This is a genomic window from Methylobacterium sp. Leaf113 (genome assembly GCF_001423325.1).
In the GTDB taxonomy this organism is placed as follows: domain Bacteria; phylum Pseudomonadota; class Alphaproteobacteria; order Rhizobiales; family Beijerinckiaceae; genus Methylobacterium.
On the sequence record NZ_LMNJ01000054.1, the window covers coordinates 79,312 to 96,844 of the forward strand.

Annotated in this window: 17 protein-coding genes and 1 tRNA gene; 16 read left to right on the forward strand and 2 right to left on the reverse strand. The window is 68.7% G+C overall.

Annotated features, from left to right (window positions below):
• Positions 1-9: 9 nt before the first annotated feature.
• A complete protein-coding gene (locus ASF60_RS22935; protein ID WP_056190580.1) occupies positions 10-1,008 on the reverse strand; it encodes a hypothetical protein in 999 nt (332 codons plus the stop codon).
• A 577-nt stretch (positions 1,009-1,585) separates the two neighbouring features.
• Here ASF60_RS22935 and ASF60_RS22940 point away from each other — a divergent pair.
• The 5 genes from ASF60_RS22940 (at position 1,586) to hpxZ (ending at position 6,030) form a co-directional block, all read left to right on the forward strand.
• Positions 1,586-2,260 (forward strand): cysteine hydrolase family protein, encoded by a 675-nt coding sequence (locus ASF60_RS22940; RefSeq protein ID WP_056190582.1) that lies wholly within the window; start codon positions 1,586-1,588, stop codon positions 2,258-2,260.
• A gap of 86 nt (positions 2,261-2,346) precedes the next feature.
• Complete coding sequence (locus ASF60_RS22945) at positions 2,347-3,963, forward strand: hypothetical protein (protein WP_056190585.1); 1,617 nt, start codon at positions 2,347-2,349, stop codon at positions 3,961-3,963.
• Positions 3,964-4,019: 56 nt separating this feature from the next.
• Entirely contained in the window at positions 4,020-4,220 is a 201-nt protein-coding gene (locus ASF60_RS22950; RefSeq protein ID WP_056190587.1) for a DUF4089 domain-containing protein, read from the forward strand.
• Between the two features lie 41 nt (positions 4,221-4,261).
• Positions 4,262-5,638: an AtzE family amidohydrolase gene (locus ASF60_RS22955; RefSeq protein ID WP_156634388.1), complete on the forward strand. Its 1,377-nt coding sequence runs from the start codon at positions 4,262-4,264 to the stop codon at positions 5,636-5,638.
• Positions 5,639-5,649: 11 nt separating this feature from the next.
• Entirely contained in the window at positions 5,650-6,030 is a 381-nt protein-coding gene (gene hpxZ, locus ASF60_RS22960; protein WP_056190590.1) for an oxalurate catabolism protein HpxZ, read from the forward strand.
• 15 nt (positions 6,031-6,045) lie between these two features.
• Here the strand turns inward: hpxZ and ASF60_RS22965 are convergent, their stop codons facing one another.
• Positions 6,046-6,702, reverse strand: a complete 657-nt coding sequence (locus ASF60_RS22965; protein ID WP_056190592.1) for a hypothetical protein — start codon at positions 6,700-6,702, stop codon at positions 6,046-6,048.
• A gap of 272 nt (positions 6,703-6,974) precedes the next feature.
• Between ASF60_RS22965 and rfbC the strand changes: the two genes are divergently transcribed.
• The 11 genes from rfbC (at position 6,975) to bcsA (ending at position 17,496) form a co-directional block, all read left to right on the forward strand.
• Positions 6,975-7,529, forward strand: a complete 555-nt coding sequence (gene rfbC / locus ASF60_RS22970) for a dTDP-4-dehydrorhamnose 3,5-epimerase (RefSeq protein WP_056190593.1) — start codon at positions 6,975-6,977, stop codon at positions 7,527-7,529.
• Between the two features lie 90 nt (positions 7,530-7,619).
• Entirely contained in the window at positions 7,620-8,693 is a 1,074-nt protein-coding gene (gene rfbB, locus ASF60_RS22975) for a dTDP-glucose 4,6-dehydratase (RefSeq protein WP_056190595.1), read from the forward strand.
• Between the two features lie 57 nt (positions 8,694-8,750).
• Positions 8,751-9,659, forward strand: a complete 909-nt coding sequence (gene rfbD / locus ASF60_RS22980; protein ID WP_056190716.1) for a dTDP-4-dehydrorhamnose reductase — start codon at positions 8,751-8,753, stop codon at positions 9,657-9,659.
• The gene (rfbA, locus tag ASF60_RS22985) at positions 9,656-10,546 is read left to right on the forward strand and encodes a glucose-1-phosphate thymidylyltransferase RfbA (protein ID WP_056190597.1); all 891 of its coding nucleotides are present in this window, start codon (positions 9,656-9,658) and stop codon (positions 10,544-10,546) included. The genes rfbD and rfbA overlap by 4 nt, the downstream gene beginning before the upstream one ends.
• Positions 10,547-10,663: 117 nt before the next feature.
• Positions 10,664-10,981 carry a hypothetical protein gene (locus tag ASF60_RS22990; RefSeq protein ID WP_056190599.1) on the forward strand — a complete coding sequence of 106 codons (318 nt, stop codon included), beginning with the start codon at positions 10,664-10,666 and terminating at the stop codon, positions 10,979-10,981.
• 183 nt (positions 10,982-11,164) lie between these two features.
• A tRNA-Gln gene (locus tag ASF60_RS22995) sits at positions 11,165-11,238 on the forward strand.
• A gap of 104 nt (positions 11,239-11,342) precedes the next feature.
• Positions 11,343-11,549 carry a DUF6538 domain-containing protein gene (locus tag ASF60_RS26115; RefSeq protein WP_338011517.1) on the forward strand — a complete coding sequence of 69 codons (207 nt, stop codon included), beginning with the start codon at positions 11,343-11,345 and terminating at the stop codon, positions 11,547-11,549.
• Between the two features lie 444 nt (positions 11,550-11,993).
• On the forward strand, positions 11,994-12,215 hold the full coding sequence (locus tag ASF60_RS23005; RefSeq protein ID WP_056190603.1) for a hypothetical protein: 222 nt from the start codon (positions 11,994-11,996) through the stop codon (positions 12,213-12,215).
• Positions 12,216-12,323: 108 nt separating this feature from the next.
• Positions 12,324-13,787, forward strand: a complete 1,464-nt coding sequence (locus ASF60_RS23010) for a PDC sensor domain-containing protein (RefSeq protein ID WP_056190605.1) — start codon at positions 12,324-12,326, stop codon at positions 13,785-13,787.
• 410 nt (positions 13,788-14,197) lie between these two features.
• Positions 14,198-15,007 carry a cellulose biosynthesis protein BcsS gene (gene bcsS / locus ASF60_RS23015; protein WP_244476838.1) on the forward strand — a complete coding sequence of 270 codons (810 nt, stop codon included), beginning with the start codon at positions 14,198-14,200 and terminating at the stop codon, positions 15,005-15,007.
• Positions 15,008-15,102: 95 nt separating this feature from the next.
• Positions 15,103-17,496: a UDP-forming cellulose synthase catalytic subunit gene (bcsA, locus tag ASF60_RS23020; RefSeq protein ID WP_056190607.1), complete on the forward strand. Its 2,394-nt coding sequence runs from the start codon at positions 15,103-15,105 to the stop codon at positions 17,494-17,496.
• Positions 17,497-17,533 lie beyond the last annotated feature (37 nt).

Below are 17,533 nucleotides of genomic sequence, written 5' to 3' on the forward strand. Positions count from 1 at the left end.
AGCCTACCCTTAGAACACGTGGAAGGAGACGCCGGCCAGGAAGCTCTTCTCTTCGGTCCCCTTGAAGTTGGCGCGCTCGACGTTGCCGAATTTGTTGAGCCAGTATTGGAAGCCGATGAAGACGTCGACCCGGTTCGGCTGGTTGTAAATCAGCTTGCCGACGTCGAGGACCAGGTTGGTCCGCGACAGGAATTCGAGGCCCGTCTTCGGGTTGGAGGCGAAGGCGGACGGATCGCTCACGCCACGCCCCTTGGGCAGGACGATGTTGTTGAAGCCCGCGATGCTGAGCGGCAGGCCCGTGAAGGCCAGCGGGAAGCTGTAGACGATTTCGAATTCCGGGACCGTGTTGAAGCTGGTATCCCGGTTCGGGGCGACGTTGAAGCCGTTGCGATTCCACTCCTTGTAGGCATGGACCGAGGCGCTGAGGAAGCCGGCCGGGACGTCGAAGGCAAAGTTCAGGCCGCCGACCACGTCGCGCTTCTTGGAGCCGAAGGCGTCGTTCTGCGCATTGGCATCGAAGCCGAAGGCGAGCGACACATCCTTGATGATGCCGGGCACCACGAAGGCCTTCGTCCCCGTCAGGGCGTTCAGGCTCAAGGTTCCGCGATAGAGGCCGTAGGCCTCGGTGTTCCCGTATTCGAAGTAGGTCGGCACGCCGAAACCATCGGTGGTGCCCGCCGGGAACTGCGACCCCGACTTCAGGATGTCGAGGGTGAAGAAGTTGGTGCCGTAGGCCCAGGCATCCGCATGCGAGAGGTTGAGGATGTGCTTGGGCGCGTCCTGGTTGCGGAAGCTGCCGTCGGACCGCTGGACCTGGGCGCCGGGACTGGCAGCCGGGAACTGGTAGCGGTAGCTGATCTGCGTATCGGAGAACAGGAAGAACCCGGACGGCACCACCACGGGTGCGATCGGCGCCTTCTCCTTGGTGAGGTCTGCGGCCAGGGCCGGCACCAGGGCGGCGAGGCTCAGCGTGGCAGCCAGCAGCGGTCGTGTGAATGTCGTGATCATCGATAACGTCCCCCTCGGATTTAAGCATCCGTTGGGGCAAATGACCGCAACCGATGTGCCATCCGGCCGGCCCGTCCACGCAACCAGGCGGGGTGATACAAAAATGCAACAGTCCTGGCGCGCTCCCCTACGGAAACGGACCTGCGCCGTCCCGCACACCGGGCCGCTCGCGCCCTGGAAACGCCACGCGCCAAATGATAGTCGGACCAGATGGTCTAATTTCTAGCCAGGGTTGCATTATCGTTAGGCATTGGAGCGTCCACGGCTCGAGCGTCCATGGCCTTGTGGCACGCGCCCCGGACCGTCCGTTCCGCGGCGTCCCGGCCGGCTGGCGAAGGCACCGGGTCGCGTGGACTGCCCCCCCCCCGCGTGTCCCGGCGGACAGGTACCGTCACGCTGGGCGCGCCGAGGGGCGGACAAGCGTGGCGCAACCTGCACGGCAAGGATGCAGCGCCGCGCATCATTTGGGCGTGTCTCCGGCAGAGCTTGGATCCATGATCACCGGAGATTCGAGATCGGGGCCGGACACGACGCCGCCCCGCCCGGGTCGAGACTCCTCCGGCCCGGTGCCCCGATCATGCGTCCCGTCATCGCGGCCGAACCTGCCCCTGCCTCCTTCGATCCGGCGACCACCGCGCTGGTGATCATCGACATGCAGCGGGACTTCCTGGAGCCCGGCGGCTTCGGCGAGACCCTCGGCAACGACGTGAGCCTGCTGCAGACGGCGGTGCCGCCGATCCGGTCGGTGCTGGCCGCCGCACGAAACGCCGGCCTCCTCATCGTGCATACGCGCGAGGGCCATAAGCCCGACCTCTCCGATGCGCCGCCGGCCAAGCTGGAACGAGGGACGCCCACCGCGCGCATCGGCGCGCCGGGTCCGATGGGCCGCATCCTGATCCGCGGCGAGCCGGGTCACGGCATCGTGCCCGAACTGGCGCCGATCCGGGGCGAGGTGGTCATCGACAAGCCCGGGAAGGGCGCCTTCTACGCCACCGATCTCGGGGCCGTCCTGTCGGCCCGCCGGATCGCGACCCTGCTGGTCTGCGGGGTCACCACCGAGGTCTGCGTGCACACCACCATCCGCGAGGGCAACGACCGCGGCTATCGCTGCATCGCGATCGGCGATGGCTGCGCCTCCTACTGCCCTGAATTCCACCGAGTCGGCCTCGCGATGATCGCCGCCCAGGGCGGCATCTTCGGTTGGGTCACGTCCTCGGATGCGGTGGTCGAAGCCCTCGCCGGCGCGCGCTAGGCGCGGGCGCAGCCCCGGTCTCACGACGCGACCGGATCATCGCCCCGGCACGCGGGCGCGGCATACCAGCAGGAAGGACCTCGATCATGGCGGCGGGCGCGGACGGAACGGGGCCAGCGACATCCGGTATCGGGCGACGCCACGGGCCGAGCCTGTGGGTGCCGGGGGATTGGAACGCCTTCTTCGGCTTCGGCACCAACATCCTGGTCAACCTCCTGGTGCTCACCGGCCTGCTGCGCTTCGTGCTGGGCATGCCCGACGCCATCACGTTCGGGCGCATCCTGCCGGCCATCGGACTGATGCTCTGCCTCTCGACTGCCTATTACGGCTGGCTCGCCTATCGGCTAGCCGCGGCGACTGGGCGCAACGACGTCTGCGCGCTGCCCTCCGGCATCAGCGTGCCGCACATGTTCATCGTGGTCTTCGTGATCATGCTGCCGATCAAGCTCGCCACCGGCGATCCGGTGAAAGCCTGGGAGGCGGGGCTCGCCTGGGTCTTCATCCAGAGCTTTATCCTGATGATCGGCGGCTTTGCCGCCCCGGCAATCCGCCGGATCACCCCGCGGGCGGCGCTGCTCGGCACGCTCGCCGGCGTCTCCGTCACCTTCATCGCCATGCGCCCGGCGCTCGAACTCATCACCACGCCGGTGATCGGCGTGGTGGCCTTCGCCATCATCCTGCTCGCCTGGTTCGGGGGCCTGCGCTATCCCGGCCGCCTGCCGGCGGGCCTCGTTGCCATCCTGTTCGGGATGGGAATCGCCTGGGGCGCCAAGCTGTTCGGCCTCGACATCGGCGGGGTGAGCGGCCCCGGCCTCGCGGCGGCGCTCCACGGCATCGGCTTCTCGGTGCCGTTGCCGGCTCTCGGCCACGTCTTCTCGGGCTTCGACTTCATCGGGATCATCCTGGTCACCGCGATCCCGTTCGGCATCTACGACCTCGTGGAGGCCATGGACAACGTCGAGAGCGCCGAGGTGGCGGGCGACCCCTATCCCACCACCCGCGTGCTCACGGCCGACGGCGTCGTCAGCCTGATCGGCTGCCTGATGGGCAACCCCTTCATCAACGCGGTCTATATCGGCCATCCGGGCTGGAAGGCGATGGGCGGGCGGATCGGCTATTCCTTCGCCACCGGAGCGGTGATCCTGCTGCTGTGCTGGCTCAACCTGGTCTCGCTGCTGTCCAGCCTCGTGCCCGTGGTCGCGATCGCCCCGATCCTGCTCTACATCGGCATGCTGATCGGCGCGCAGGCCTTCCAGGAGACGCCGCATTCCCATGCGCCGGCCATCGTGCTCGCCTTCGCGCCCCATCTGGCGGCTTGGGCCAAGACCCTGATCGACGGGGCGCTGGGTGCGGCCGGCACCAGTGCCGCCGCGGTGGGCCTCGACAAGCTCGGGCAGGCCGGCGTGCTCTATGCCGGCCTCGGCATCCTCGGCGAAGGCGCGATTCTGGGCGGGCTCGTCCTCGGGGCCATCACGGTGTTCATCATCGAGCGCGCCTTCGCCAAGGCGGCGGCCTTCGCCCTGGCGGGGGCGGTCCTCACCTTCTTCGGCTTCATGCACGGACCGGCGGTCGGCGTGGCGGTGACGCCCGGCCTGGCGCTTGCTTACGCGATGGTGGCGGGCTTGCTCTACGCCGCGTCCCGCTCCCTGGCGGCCGCGCCGTCGACCCCGCCCGCGACTCACGCCGCCGCGGCGGCAGAATAGATCCCCGTCCGCGGGGCGTCCCGGCGGCACGAAAAAACATCACTGGGAGAAAGCTCATGTCGGAGCGCAACGAACCGCCGACCGGCGGCCTCGATGCCTACATCGAAGCGGCGGCCGGGCTGCTCGCCATTCCTCTCGATCCGACCTGGATCGGCGCCATCGGCAGCAACCTCGCGGTCCTGCGCGCGGCCGCGGCCCATGTGGCCGAATTCCCCCTGGCCGACGCGGTGGACGCCGCCCCGGTCTACGAGGCATGAGCCGCATGGAGGGTGTGGAGCAGGCCCGCGATCCGGGCACCATGACGGCCGAGGCGCTGGCGGGCGCATTTCGCGACGGCACGCTGAGCGCGCGCACCATCGTGGCGGCCTGCCTGGCGCGGATCGCGCGCATCGACGGCGCGGTCAACGCCTTCACGGATGTGCTGCCCGAACGCGCCGCGGCCCGTGCCGAGGCCTTGGACGCGGCCCGTGCCCGCGGTGAACCCCTCGGGCCGCTCGCGGGCGTGCCCTTCGCGGTCAAGAACCTGTTCGACATCGCCGGCCTGCCGACACGGGCGGGATCGACGATCAACCGCGCACGGGCGCCCGCGTCGCGCGACGCCGCCCTGATCCGCCGCATGGAGGCGGCCGGCGCCATCCTGGTCGGCGGCCTCAACATGGGCGAATACGCCTACGACTTCACGGGCGAGAACGTGCATGACGGGTCGACCCGCAACCCGCACGCCCTCGGCCACATGTCCGGGGGCTCGTCCGGCGGGTCCGGCGGCGCCATCGGGGCGGGGCTGGTGCCGATCGCCCTCGGCTCGGACACCAACGGATCGATCCGGGTGCCCTCGGCCTTCTGCGGCTGTTTCGGCCTCAAGCCCACTTACGGCCGCCTGACCCGGGCCGGCAGCTTTCCCTTCGTGGGCAGCCTCGACCATCTCGGGCCCATGGCCCGCAGCGTCAGGGATCTCGCCCTCGGCTACGACGCGATGCAGGGGCCGGACCCGGACGACCCGGTCGCCACCACGCGGCCGGCCGAGCTCACCGCCTCCCGCCTCGCAGACGGCCTCGGCACCCTGCGCGTCGCGGTGGCGGGCGGCTACTTCGCGCGCGGCGGCGATGCCGAGACGTTCGAGGCCGTGGCGACCGTCGCCCGGGCGCTGGATGCGACGCGCGAAATCGAGATTCCGCAAGCGGCCCGCGCCCGGGCGGCGGCCTACCTCATCACCGCCGCCGAGGGGGCCGCCCTCCATCTCGACCGCCTGCGGACGCGGGGCCAGGATTTCGACCCGGCAGTGCGCGACCGCCTGATCGCCGGGGCGATGATCCCGGCCCCGATGGTCGAACGTGCCCAGCGCTTCCGCCGCTGGTACCGGGCGGCGGTGCTCGATCTGTTCCGCGAGGTCGACGTCATCCTGGCACCCGCCACGCCGTGCCGCGCCCCCCGCTCGGGCCAGACCACCTTCGTGCTCGACGGGGTGACCCTGCCGGTGCGGGCCAATATCGGGGTGTTCACCCAGCCGATCTCGTTCATCGGCCTGCCGGTGGTGGCGGTGCCGGTGCGCCTCGACGCGGGCCTGCCGCTCGGCGTCCAGGTCATCGCCGCACCCTGGCGCGAGGACGTCGCCCTGCGGATCGCGTACCACCTCGAGCGGGCGGGCGTCGCCCGGGCCCCCGTGGCGAACCTGTGAGCGGAACCCCGATGATCATCGACGATCCGGCCGTGAAGGCCGAGGTGGAAGCCGCCTTCGCGGCCTACGAGGCGGCACTGGTGGGCAACGACGTCCCGACGCTGGAGGCGCTGTTCCACGACGATCCCCGCACCATCCGGTATGGCGGGGCCGAGAACCTTTACGGCATGGAGGCGATCCGGGCCTTCCGCCGGGCGCGCTCTTCCGAGGGCCTCGCCCGCGACCTCCGGGACACCGTGATCACCACCTACGGCGCCGATACGGGGATCGCCATGACGCTGTTCACCCGGTCGAGCGCTCCCGGGCGCATCGGACGCCAGAGCCAGACCTGGATCCGCTTCCCCGGCGGCTGGAAGGTGGTCGCGGCCCATGTGAGCGTCATCGAGAACTGACCGAGGGGCGTAGCCTCAGCTGTCCAGCGCCTTCGACAGCCGGCGCACGCGGCCGCCGCGCTTCTCGTAGGCGAAGAGCGAAGCGAGGGTGCGGTCGTCCGGCGCGATCTCTTCGATCGCGCGCTCATCGCCCGAATGTGCCTCACCCGAGTGTGCCTGACCGGAGTGTGCATCGCCCGAGTGTGCCTGACCGGAGTGTGCCTCGCCCGAATGCACCGCGATCCCATCCGCCGGGGGAGCCTCGTCGGCCGCGGCGTCCGGCACCGAGGGATGCGCTGGGGACAGGCGCAGGGTGGCGTGTTGAACCACCGCGCGGTCGCGCTCGATCTGCGCGGCCATGTCGGCCGCCACCCGGATCAGTGCCGTGGCGCCATCCCGGAACCGGAGTTCCACGAACAGGCTCGGGCCCTCGCCCCCGAGCACGTCCAGGCCGACGCCCACGAGGGAGGCGGCCAGACCCAAGGGATTCGGCAAGGGACCGGTCGCCGCCAAGGCCTCGCGCAGGCCGCGGGCGATGCCGCTGCGCCGGGGCGCCGGGCGCTCCGGAATCGGCAGAACCAGCGCCTCCAGATCCTCGACGCCGCGCAGGCTTCCATCCGGAAGCCGAAAGAGGCCGAGTTCATAGGAGGCCGAACCGGTGCCGCAGGATCCGGCGGTGACCTGAATCTCCATCGTCGCTCCTTATCCATCCGGGCGATCCTCCGGGGGAGGGGACGTCCGTGAGATCGAACCTTGGTTCCCGTGTCGCGACATCCTGTGTCGGAAACAGGGCCACCTTCTGCGGCGCGGTTCGGGGGCGGTCGATCCCGACTTGAATCCCGGATTGCATTCGGACGAAAAATCGCCTCGGGCCTTGACGGTCGCCGGTGGAACCCCGCCTAGAACGCGTGCCATTCTGATGTCGCGGATCTTTTCCGTTCGACGCCCCTGCTGAGGATCCGGGTATGCGCGTGATCGAGACGACCATTCCTGCGGTGCGGCGCGTGGTGCCGACGCGCTTTGGCGATGCGCGGGGCTGGTTCTCGGAGACCTACCGGGCGGACATCCTGGCCGCGAGCGGCATCGACGACGTCTTCATCCAGGACAACCAATCCTTCTCCGCCCCGCAGGGCACCGTGCGCGGCCTGCACTTCCAGCGCCCTCCGATGGCCCAGGCCAAGCTGATCCGTGTGCTGGCCGGCGCCATCCTGGACGTGGCCGTCGACCTGCGGCGCGCCTCGCCCACCTACGGCCGCCACGTGGCCGTGCGGCTCGATGCGGAGGGCGGCGAGCAGCTCTACATTCCGGTCGGCTTCGGGCACGGCTTCTGCACCCTGGAGCCCGACACCATGGTGGCCTACAAGGTCGCCGGCGGGGTCTACAGCCCCGAGCATGACGGCGGCCTGCTCTGGAACGATCCGGCGCTGGGCATCGACTGGCCGGTGACGGACGCCGACGCGCAGCTCTCGGCCAAGGACCGGATCGCCCCACGGCTGGCCGATCTTCCGCCGCTTTTCTGAAGCCTGTACAGGGGGGGCGCGGCCGGAGACGACAGCGCCGCACCGCCCGATCGTCCGCCCGTCCCGATTTCACGAGAGACCGTTCATCCCATGCGCATCCTGGTAACCGGCGGCTGCGGCTTCATCGGATCGGCCCTGGTGCTGCACCTGGTGCAGGATCTCGGACACGAGGTGGCCACCCTGGATGCGCTGACCTACGCGGCCAATCCGATCTCGCTCCAGCCCCTGGCCAACGATCCCCGCCACCGCCTGGTGGAAGCCGACATCTGCGACCCGAAGGCGGTCCACGCCCTCTACGCCGATTTCCGGCCCGAGGCCGTGATGCATCTGGCCGCCGAGAGCCACGTCGACCGCTCGATCACCGATCCGGGCGCCTTCATCCGCACCAACGTGGTCGGCACCCAGGTGATGCTCGACGGCGCCCGCAGCCATTGGGACGGGCTTTCGGGCACGGCCAGGGCGGGGTTCCGCTTCCTCCACGTCTCCACCGACGAGGTCTACGGCTCGCTGCCGCCGGACGGCTTCTTCACCGAAGACAGCCGCTACGATCCGCGCTCGCCCTACTCGGCCTCCAAGGCCGCCTCCGACCACCTGGCCCGCGCCTGGCACGAGACCTACGGCCTGCCGGTGCTGGTGACCAACTGCTCGAACAATTACGGCCCGCGCCACTTCCCCGAGAAGCTCATCCCCCTGATGATCCTCAACGCGCTCGAGGGCAAGCCGCTGCCGGTCTACGGCGACGGCCTCAACGAGCGCGACTGGATCCATGTCGAGGACCATGCCCGCGGCCTCGTGGCCGTGCTCGAGAAGGGGCGGCTCGGCGAGACCTACCTGCTCGGCGGGCGCTCGGTGCGCAACAACCTGGCCGTGGTCAAGGCGCTGTGCGCCGCCTTCGACCGCCTGCGCCCGGAGCACGCGCCCCACGACCGCCTCATCACCTCCGTCACCGATCGGCCCGGCCACGACCGGCGCTACGCCATCGACCCGTCCAAGGCCGAGGCCGAGGTGGGGTGGCACCCGACCAAGGACTTCGAGCAGGCGCTGGAGGAGACCGTGCGCTGGTATCTGGCCAACGAGTCCTGGTGGCGCCCGATCCGCGCGGGGCGCTACACCGGCGAGCGCCTCGGCCTCGGCGCGAGCGCATCGCCCGCCGGGCACGGGTGAGCCCGGCAGATGCCTGACCCCGTCAACATGCCTGAATCCATGCATACCCCTGGGGCGATCAACATCCTGATCCTCGGCGGCGCCGGCCAGGTCGGCACCGAACTGCAGGCGTCCGGCCTCTGGGACCCGAGCGTGCGCCTGTACGCCCCGAGCCGCACCGAACTCGACGTCACCGACGCGGCTGCGATCGAGGCCGCCCTGGCGCAGCGCCCCTACGCGGCGGTGGTCAACACGGCCGCCTACACCGCCGTCGACCGGGCCGAGAGCGAGATCGCCGCGGCCTGGACCCTGAACGCGGTGGCGCCGGCGCTCCTGGCCGCCGCCACCGCCCGGGCCGGCATTCCGCTCGTCCACGTCTCCACCGACTACGTCTTCGACGGTACCGGCACCGGCGCCTATCCCTCGGACGCGGCCGTGACCCCGCAGAGCGTCTACGGGGCCAGCAAGGCGGCGGGCGAGATCGCCGTGCGGGCGGCCAATCCGCGCCACGCCATCATCCGCACCGCCTGGGTGGTGAGCCCGCACCGCGGCAACTTCGTCAAGACGATGCTGCGCCTCGCCGCCGAGCGCGAGCGCCTGAGCGTGGTCGACGACCAGCACGGCTGCCCGACCAGCGCGGGCGACCTCGCCGCGGGGCTCGCGGTGGTCGCCCAGGCGCTGGCCACCGATCCGGCCGCGCCCACGGGCACGCATCACTACGTCAATGCCGGGGCCACGACCTGGTGTGGCTTTGCCCGCGCCATCATCGCCGGCAACGCCCGGCGCGGCGGGCGCTCCGTGCCGGTGGATGCGATCCCGACCTCCGCCTTCCCGACCCCGGCGCGGCGCCCGGCCAACTCGGTGCTCTCGACGGCGAGCCTGACGGCCGCCTACGGCCTGACGCCGCGGCCCTGGGCCGAGGCCGTCGACGCCATCCTCGACCGACTGGTCGGCCCTGAACGGACACAGACGGAGACGCGGGCATGAAGGGGATCGTTCTGGCCGGCGGCACGGGCACGCGCCTGCACCCGGCCACCCTGTCGATCAACAAGCAGCTGCTGCCGGTCTACGACAAGCCGATGATCTACTATCCGGTCTCCGTGCTGATGCTGGCCGGCATCCGCGAGATCCTGATCATCTCCTCGCCCGAGCATCTCGACAACTACAAGCGCCTGTTCGGCACCGGCGAGCAGTTCGGCCTGTCCTTCAGCTACGCGGTCCAGCCCCGGCCGGAAGGACTGGCCCAGGCCTTCCTCATCGGGCGAGAGTTCATCGGCGACGACAGCGTCGCCCTGGTGCTGGGCGACAATCTGTTCTTCGGCTCGGGCATGACCGAGTTGCTGCGCAGCGCCCGCGCCCGGACGACCGGCGCCACGGTGTTCGCCTACCATGTCGACAATCCGGCGGCCTACGGCGTCGTCACCCTCGACACGGAGGGGCGTCCCCTGCGGCTCGTGGAGAAGCCGACGGAGCCCGAGAGCCCCTGGGCGGTGACGGGGCTGTACTTCTACGACAACCAGGTGCTCGACATCGCCGCCGCCGTGAAGCCCTCGGCGCGTGGCGAACTCGAGATCACCAGCATCAACGAGGCCTATCTCGAGCGGGGCCAGCTCCACGTGGAGCGGATGAGCCGCGGCTATGCCTGGCTCGATACCGGCACGCATGACAGCCTGCTGGAAGCGGCCGAGTTCGTGCGCACCCTGCAGCACCGCCAGGGCCTCCAGGTGGCCTGCCTGGAGGAGATCGCCTACCTGCAGGGCTTCATCGGCAAGGACCAGCTCATCGCCCGCGGCAACCTGTTCTCCAAGACCGCCTACGGCCAGAACCTGCTCAAGCTCGCCAAGGAAGATCAGGCCTCCCTCCTGGCACGGTGAGCAGCGCTTTTGCCGACCCGGTGAGCGGACGGGATCCGCAACGGAGAGGCGGATGTCCTGCGCCGCGCGGACAGGGGGGTCTCCCCGAATCCGAGGGGGTCGGGTATAGGGACGGGCATGGACAACATCATCCGCCCCACCTTCGGCGCCCCGCGCCGCACGGAACAGACCGATCCGCGCCGCGTCCAGGTGCTGACGCAGCGGGTCTACGGCGAGGCTCACGGCTGCCGGGTCTGCCTCGTGCATGACGAGGCCGCTCCGGAGGGTGACGTCTACAAGGTGGTGGTCGGCTTCCTGACCGACGACGAGGTCAGCACGGTGGCGATCCTCCCGGCCACGCCGGAAGGCGAGACCGATTGCGAGATCGTCGCCCTGGCCATCCTGCGCACCCTCGGCATGATCGAGGCCCGCACCGAGCCACCCGGCATCGCCTGAGACCCGGGCCGGCGCCCCATGTCAGGGTAACGGACCCTATCACGGGCCGTCAGAAGCGGGGTTGCATCGGTCCGGAAAGCCATGCTATCGCCCCTGCACCGGAACGGACCGGGTCGAAACCGTCGGGCATCGCATCGGCGCAGACGCAAAAACCGGATCCATCCTCGTGCCACGCGGGGATCTTGGGGGATAGTTTAACGGTAGAACAGTGGACTCTGACTCCTCTAGTCCAGGTTCGAATCCTGGTCCCCCAGCCACCGTCAGAACTAAGTAACTCTCGGCATTCGATACTTCGCTGAGCCGCTCTGCGGTCTGAGCCCTTTGCCACACTGGCTGTCCGCACGAACGGCGGGAGCACGGTCTGGGTTCGGTCGCCAACGTCGTCCAGCGCGGACGCCCTTCCCATTTCAGACGCCGGGTTCCAGCCGACCTGCGGCAGCACCTCGGTCGCCACGAACTCGTGTGCAGTTCGGCACGAACGACCTCCGCACTGCCAAGCTTGGGTCCTGTCGGCTATACGTGGGCGCGGAAGAGCTGTTCTCGACTCTACGCGCCCTGCCGATGCTGACGGACGACCAACTCGCTCTTCTTGTCCGAGACTTCTACGACACCATGCTGTCGGACGAGAACGCCGGCCGGCTTACCCGCGGACCGCTGCCTGAGTGCGGACGCGAAGCCCGCGTTAGGCAATAGGCGACGATGGCCGCTCAAGGGTCGCGAGGCGCTGCCCGGCAACCGTCTCGACGAGGCGGCCTTCGCGGAGATGATGTTGAAGTGTCAGGGAATCGCAGTCCGGGATCTGACGCCCACAGAAGCCGCCAAAGCTTGACCCTGACCCAGCAAACCAGTCCGCGCTGAGCGCAAGTTTTTCGGGCATCCTGAACCCTGAAGGAGGGTGGATGCCATGCCTCGCAAACGCTTCACGAATGAACAGGTCGCCTTCGCATCAATTGAAGCTCCTCCAGATCATCGACGCCGGCGCGGGCAACGACGCCGCTCCAGTCGAACGCGCTTGGGCGACCTCGTCGACGCGCTCGCCGCGCGCAACCGGTTGGAGAACGAGGTCCTGGCCGTGCTCGACCACCGGCGCGTGCCGCTGCTGGCGGCCGCGGACGGGGGCGGGCTCGCCTGCGCCGCTGCCCCGAAGACGATGGAGCGTTGGACGAGCATGCCGAGGATGGCTGCACAGACCTCACACCGGAGAACTGAATTTTTCGAAGGGATACACGTCTAAACCGGCGCACCCAACAGTAAGGTTTCGTTTACCATTTCCGATCATGACTCGTTAACCCATCTTCGACCCGCCGGTCGAATGCGGCACCTCCGCTCGTTTGGCAGGCCTATGCGTACCGGACTGTTTTCCTCCCTCCGCAGCCTGCTGGCCTTCCTGCTCCTCCTAGCCACGGTGTTCGGCGGGCTCGCCGTCCTGAGCACGAGCGATCGGGTGACCGGCAACCCGCGGCGCATTGAGGCCGAGTGGCGCGTCCAGGCGGACCTCGTTGCCGAACGCCTGGAAGGGGGCCTTCTAGCGGTCGAACAGGAACTGCTCTTCGCTGCACAGAGTCTGGCGATCCAGGGGCCCGGCGGCGATCCGGACGCGCCAGCGCGCCTGCTCGCGGCCTGGCAGCGGCTCCATCCCGAACTGGCCGACGCGCTCTTCGCCGACCGGGCTGGTGTGGTTCTGGCTGCCTCGCGTCGGAGCATCCAGGGGGCAGACGTCTCCAGCAGTCCTTGGTTCGCCAAGGCGCTCTCGGGCTTGGTCGTCGGGGAGGCGGCGCAGGGAAGCCGGGCCGGCATCGGAGTCATCCGCAACCTCATCGTGGCGGCCCCCGTGGGCGAAGCCGGCGCTCCCCTCGGCATCGTCGCCGTCCAGCTACCGCCCGAATGGACCGATGGAATCGTTGCCGGCGCCCGGCGCATGCTTCCGAACGGGGGGCGGGGCCTGTCGATCCGCGTCATGAACGGATCGGGGCGCAGCCTCCACGACTCCGGTCCAAACGCGCAGGGCCCCGAAGTTCGGGCGACCGTCGGCGACGTCGAGCGGGGCGGCGTGGGATGGCTCGTGACCCTGCGCCCCCCCGAGACCGCGGCCCCGGCGCTTCCCCTTCTGATCCTGCTCGGCGCCGGCCTGTTCGCGGCCGCGGTCGGCTGGCTCCTCGGCGGATGGGCGACATGCAGCCTCGACCTCGCCGAGGCGCTCTGCCGTCAGGAGGGCCAGAATCGGACGGTCGCGTTCCCCCTGACCCGCGACTTGAACCGCCTCACCGGGTCGATTCGCGCGGCCATCGAGCGGAGCATGGTGCGCGAGCGCCTGCTCCAAGAGAAGCGCGCGGCCCTCGCGCGCAGCCGTGATCGGATCCGGGCCATCCGGTCCCTGTCGGGCTCGACCTGCTGGGAAATCGATCTCGCGACCGGGAAGGTCGTCTGGACGGACCGCGAGGATGAGCAGGGCGGGACCACGCCGGAGCGGGTCTGCAACCTTGAAGATGTCCTCGCGCATGTCGAGCCCGAGGATCGCGCGATGATGAGCGACGCCCTCGGCACGGTTCAGGCCAAGCACGGGGCTGTCCGCGAAGTGATCGTACGGACCCGGTCGGGCGCGGAACGGATCTCCGGCCGCCGGCTCGCCTTCCGCCTCTCGGCGATGGGGGGAGCCGGCACGGGCCGCATCTACGCCCTGAGCCGCGAGTACTTCGAGCCACTCCTGATCGCCCCGAGCGTCGAGTGCAGCGCGGTAAGCGTCGAGCGCCGCAGCCCGGGCCTGGCGCGGCCGCGCCACGAAAGCGCGATTCGCCGCCTTGGCTGACCCTGCGGGGTAGGGGACGCAAGGCCGGGAACGGCACCGAGCGGCTGACGCGGCACGCGGCACGCGGCACGCGGCACGCGGCACGCGGCACGCGGCACGCGGCGCGTCCGCGACCTCACGTCGAGCTTCAAGCCCGAAACTCTGCAGAAAGCTTCCAGATTTCGTCCGAGCGTCATCGGCGTCGCGAAAACACCGTCCCGCGCTCCGAAATCAGTTCCTCATGAAATGGGACGTGAAACGCTAAACTTCGATATTGAATCGCTAGCAACGTCGCTTTTCCATTCAATGCTCTCGAGTGTTACGAGCACGGACTTCACGCACGGCGATGCTGCCGAAAACAGTCTTCGCACGCGCCGGCGGCGCAAGCCGAGGAATCTCGATTAACCAGCAATTAACTATACAAGCGCTTAATGATGCAGCGCGAAAAGAGGCGCAAATTTGCCACCTCTCGGGGTTCAGCACAAGTGTTCCACCGTCTCAGAAACGTGTCGTTCCTGCTCAGTGCTCTGGCCGTGGCGCCGACCTCTCCCCGCGCGGCCGACTGGTATACGGGCGCCGCTCAGCCAGAAGTCGCGGGTGACGAATGGATCGTGGCCGTCGATGCCAGTGCGACCGTTACAACCAATAGCTCCGCTTTTGGAACGATCACGGCGACGATCGCGCCCGTCGGCAACCTCCTCAACGACGGTCTCCGCGTACGCCTGCAAGGCGTAGCCGGCACCTATTCCTATCCGGGCGCGGCAGTCCGTCAAACCGTCAATGGCGTTCAGCAGGAAGGCACGGTCCTGCTCGGCTACGAGTGGATCTGGCAGCAGGCGGCGCTGGCCGGCTACATCGGCATGAACGTGCGCAGCAACGAGCTCTCCATCCTGGACCCCGGCAATCCCGTGGTCGGCACGGGCCTGGGCGTGAAAGTGGCGGCGGACCTTTATGTGAACCCCACCGAGAACACGCTGTTCTCGGCCAATGCCTCCTACTCGACGCTGTTCAACGCCTATTACGCGCGCTTCCGCACCGGCGTTGCGGTGGTGCCGGGCGTCTTCGTCGGCCCCGAGGCCACACTCCTGGGCGACGAATTCTTCAACGGCTGGCGAGCCGGCGGCCACATCACCGGGTTCGCCATCGGTCCGATGAAGTTTTCGCTCGGGGCTGGCTACGCATTCGACCGTATTCGCAAGGGTGGATACTACACCAGCGTCGATGGTCGCATCGCATTCTGAGATCACGCTGGAGGTATGCCGCGCGGGCGGCATCCCATCATCCCATCCTTCCTTCGCCTAACCCATCCTTCCTTCGCCTAACCCGGAGTGGCCCCATGCCACCCTTTCTCGTCCGAACCATCTGGCTCGCCAGCGCCGCGGTGACCCTGCTGTTGCTGTCGCAACCTCTGGGAACGGACGTTCAGCTTGAGATGAGCCTCGGCGCCATTGCGGTCATGATCCTCCTGTGGCTGTTCGCCAAGGGGCGCACCGGGCGTCTGACCTTCCTTGCCATCGGCAGCCTCGTGGTGCTGCGCTACATCTATTGGCGCCTGTCGAGCACGCTGCCGCCTGTCAGCGATCTTCCGGGTTTCACGGCCGGCGTGATCCTGATCGCAGCGGAGCTCTACTGCTTCTACATCCTGGCGGTCAGCCTCGTGATCAACGCCGATCCCCTGCGGCGTCCCCCGCCCCCGCAGGACGCGGAAGACGACCTGCCGACCGTCGACATCTTCGTCCCGACCTACAACGAGGACCGGCACATCCTCGCGACGACACTCGCGGCCGCAAAATCCCTCGACTACCCGGCGCACAAGTTCACCGTCTGGCTCCTCGACGACGGCGGGACGGACCAGAAATGCGCGGATAGCGATCCCCGCAAGGCCGAGGAGGCGCGTGCGCGCCGCAAGGTCCTGCAGGCCCTCTGCGCGGATCTCGGGGTGTCCTACCTGACTCGACGGCGCAACCTCCACGCCAAGGCCGGAAACCTCAACAACGGCCTCCAGAACTCGATCAGCGAGATCGTCGTGGTCCTGGATGCGGACCACGTGCCCTTCCGCTCGTTCCTGCGCGACACGATCGGCCATTTCGGCGTGGATCCGAAGCTGTTCCTCGTGCAGACGCCGCACGCCTTCCTGAATCCCGACCCGATCGAGCGGAACTTGAAGACCTTCGAGCGGATGCCCTCCGAGAACGAGATGTTCTACGCGGTGGGGCAGTGCGGGCTCGACAAGTGGAACGGCTCGTTCTTCTGCGGCTCGGCCGCGCTGCTCCGGCGCAGCGCGCTGGACGAGGCGGGCGGTTTCTCCGGCATCACCATCACGGAGGATTGCGAGACCGCCTTCGAGCTGCATTCGCGGGGCTGGACCAGCCTCTACGTCGACAAGCCCCTGATCGCCGGCCTCCAGCCGGAGACCCTCTCGGCCTTCATCGGGCAGCGTTCGCGCTGGTGCCAGGGCATGCTGCAGATCATGCTTCTCAAGAACCCGCTCTTCAAGAGTGGGCTGAGGCCGATCCAGAGGCTCTGCTACCTGTCGAGCATGACGTTCTGGTTCTTCCCGCTCCCGCGCCTGATCTTCATGGCGGCTCCACTGCTGTACATCTTCTTCGACATGAAGATCGTCGTCGCCAACGTCGACGAGGCCATCGCCTACACAGCCACCTATATCGTCGTAAACCTGATGATGCAGAACTACCTCTACGGACGGGTACGCTGGCCCTTCGTCTCCGAACTGTACGAGTACGTGCAGGGCCTGTTCCTCATCAAGGCGACCGCCGCCGTCATCCTGTCGCCGCGCAAGCCGACCTTCAACGTAACGGCCAAGAACGTCAGCCTGGACCACGACCAGCTCTCCCCCCTGGCGCTGCCCTACTTCATCGTCTTCGCGGTCCTCTTCCTCGCTCAAGCCTTCGCTACCTACCGCTACAGCTTCGAGCCCGGCGTCACGAACCTGATGCTCGTGGTCGGCCTCTGGAACCTGTTCAATCTCATCACGGCCGGCGCCGCTCTGGGCGTCGCTACCGAGCGGCGTCAGACGGAGACGGCCCCCTCGCTGCCGGTCGACCGGCCTGCGGTGCTGAACCTCAACGGCACGACCATCGACGTCACCGTGGAGCGCATCTCCAGCGCCCGATGCCGGATCCGGATAGATGCGGTGGTTCCGATGCGCCGTAGCGACGACGGTTCGGTCGGCACCCTCGCGGCGACCCACCAGGGACACATGCCGCTCCTGAGTCATGCCCGGACGATCCCGGTGCGGGTGGCAGGAATCACCGCCGCCGGCGAGGAATCGATCTGCGACCTTGTCTTCGAGACCCTGACGCCCGGCAGCTACTTCGCCCTCGCGGACATCATGTACGGCGATGCCGACGCGATGGTCCGCTTCCAGCAACGCCGCCGCACCCACAAGGACATCCTGTCGGGGACCGGGCAGTTCATCGGCTGGGGTCTGTACGGACCGATCCGGGCCCTGGCCTGCCTGATGACGGGAACGGCACAGCGCCCTGTCGAGGAGGAGGCCCCGAAGGCCGCCGCCGCAGGCCCGCGCCGCCGCGCCGCCGATTCGGACACGCAGACGGCCCCCAGGCCGGCGGCCGCCGCGCCACCGGCCGACGGATCGCCGAGCTGGCTCCAGCTGATGGTCGAGACCGAGACCGGGCAGGACGAGGCGGAGCGCGGACGTCGGACCTCAGACCGGATGGTCGCTGCCCCGACGGGGCTGCGCAGCTAAGATGGCGCGACCGCAAGCCCACCCACGGACAGTCCAT

What these genes read in the sequence shown, in the direction of transcription:
- ASF60_RS22935 (WP_056190580.1), bottom strand. Translation starts at nt 1,008, where the DNA reads ATGATCACGACATTCACACGACCGCTGCTGGCTGCCACGCTGAGCCTC.
- ASF60_RS22940 (WP_056190582.1), top strand. Translation starts at nt 1,586, where the DNA reads ATGCGTCCCGTCATCGCGGCCGAACCTGCCCCTGCCTCCTTCGATCCG.
- ASF60_RS22945 (WP_056190585.1), top strand. Translation starts at nt 2,347, where the DNA reads ATGGCGGCGGGCGCGGACGGAACGGGGCCAGCGACATCCGGTATCGGG.
- ASF60_RS22950 (WP_056190587.1), top strand. Translation starts at nt 4,020, where the DNA reads ATGTCGGAGCGCAACGAACCGCCGACCGGCGGCCTCGATGCCTACATC.
- ASF60_RS22955 (WP_156634388.1), top strand. Translation starts at nt 4,262, where the DNA reads ATGACGGCCGAGGCGCTGGCGGGCGCATTTCGCGACGGCACGCTGAGC.
- hpxZ (WP_056190590.1), top strand. Translation starts at nt 5,650, where the DNA reads ATGATCATCGACGATCCGGCCGTGAAGGCCGAGGTGGAAGCCGCCTTC.
- ASF60_RS22965 (WP_056190592.1), bottom strand. Translation starts at nt 6,702, where the DNA reads ATGGAGATTCAGGTCACCGCCGGATCCTGCGGCACCGGTTCGGCCTCC.
- rfbC (WP_056190593.1), top strand. Translation starts at nt 6,975, where the DNA reads ATGCGCGTGATCGAGACGACCATTCCTGCGGTGCGGCGCGTGGTGCCG.
- rfbB (WP_056190595.1), top strand. Translation starts at nt 7,620, where the DNA reads ATGCGCATCCTGGTAACCGGCGGCTGCGGCTTCATCGGATCGGCCCTG.
- rfbA (WP_056190597.1), top strand. Translation starts at nt 9,656, where the DNA reads ATGAAGGGGATCGTTCTGGCCGGCGGCACGGGCACGCGCCTGCACCCG.
- ASF60_RS22990 (WP_056190599.1), top strand. Translation starts at nt 10,664, where the DNA reads ATGGACAACATCATCCGCCCCACCTTCGGCGCCCCGCGCCGCACGGAA.
- ASF60_RS23010 (WP_056190605.1), top strand. Translation starts at nt 12,324, where the DNA reads ATGCGTACCGGACTGTTTTCCTCCCTCCGCAGCCTGCTGGCCTTCCTG.
- bcsS (WP_244476838.1), top strand. Translation starts at nt 14,198, where the DNA reads ATGATGCAGCGCGAAAAGAGGCGCAAATTTGCCACCTCTCGGGGTTCA.
- bcsA (WP_056190607.1), top strand. Translation starts at nt 15,103, where the DNA reads ATGCCACCCTTTCTCGTCCGAACCATCTGGCTCGCCAGCGCCGCGGTG.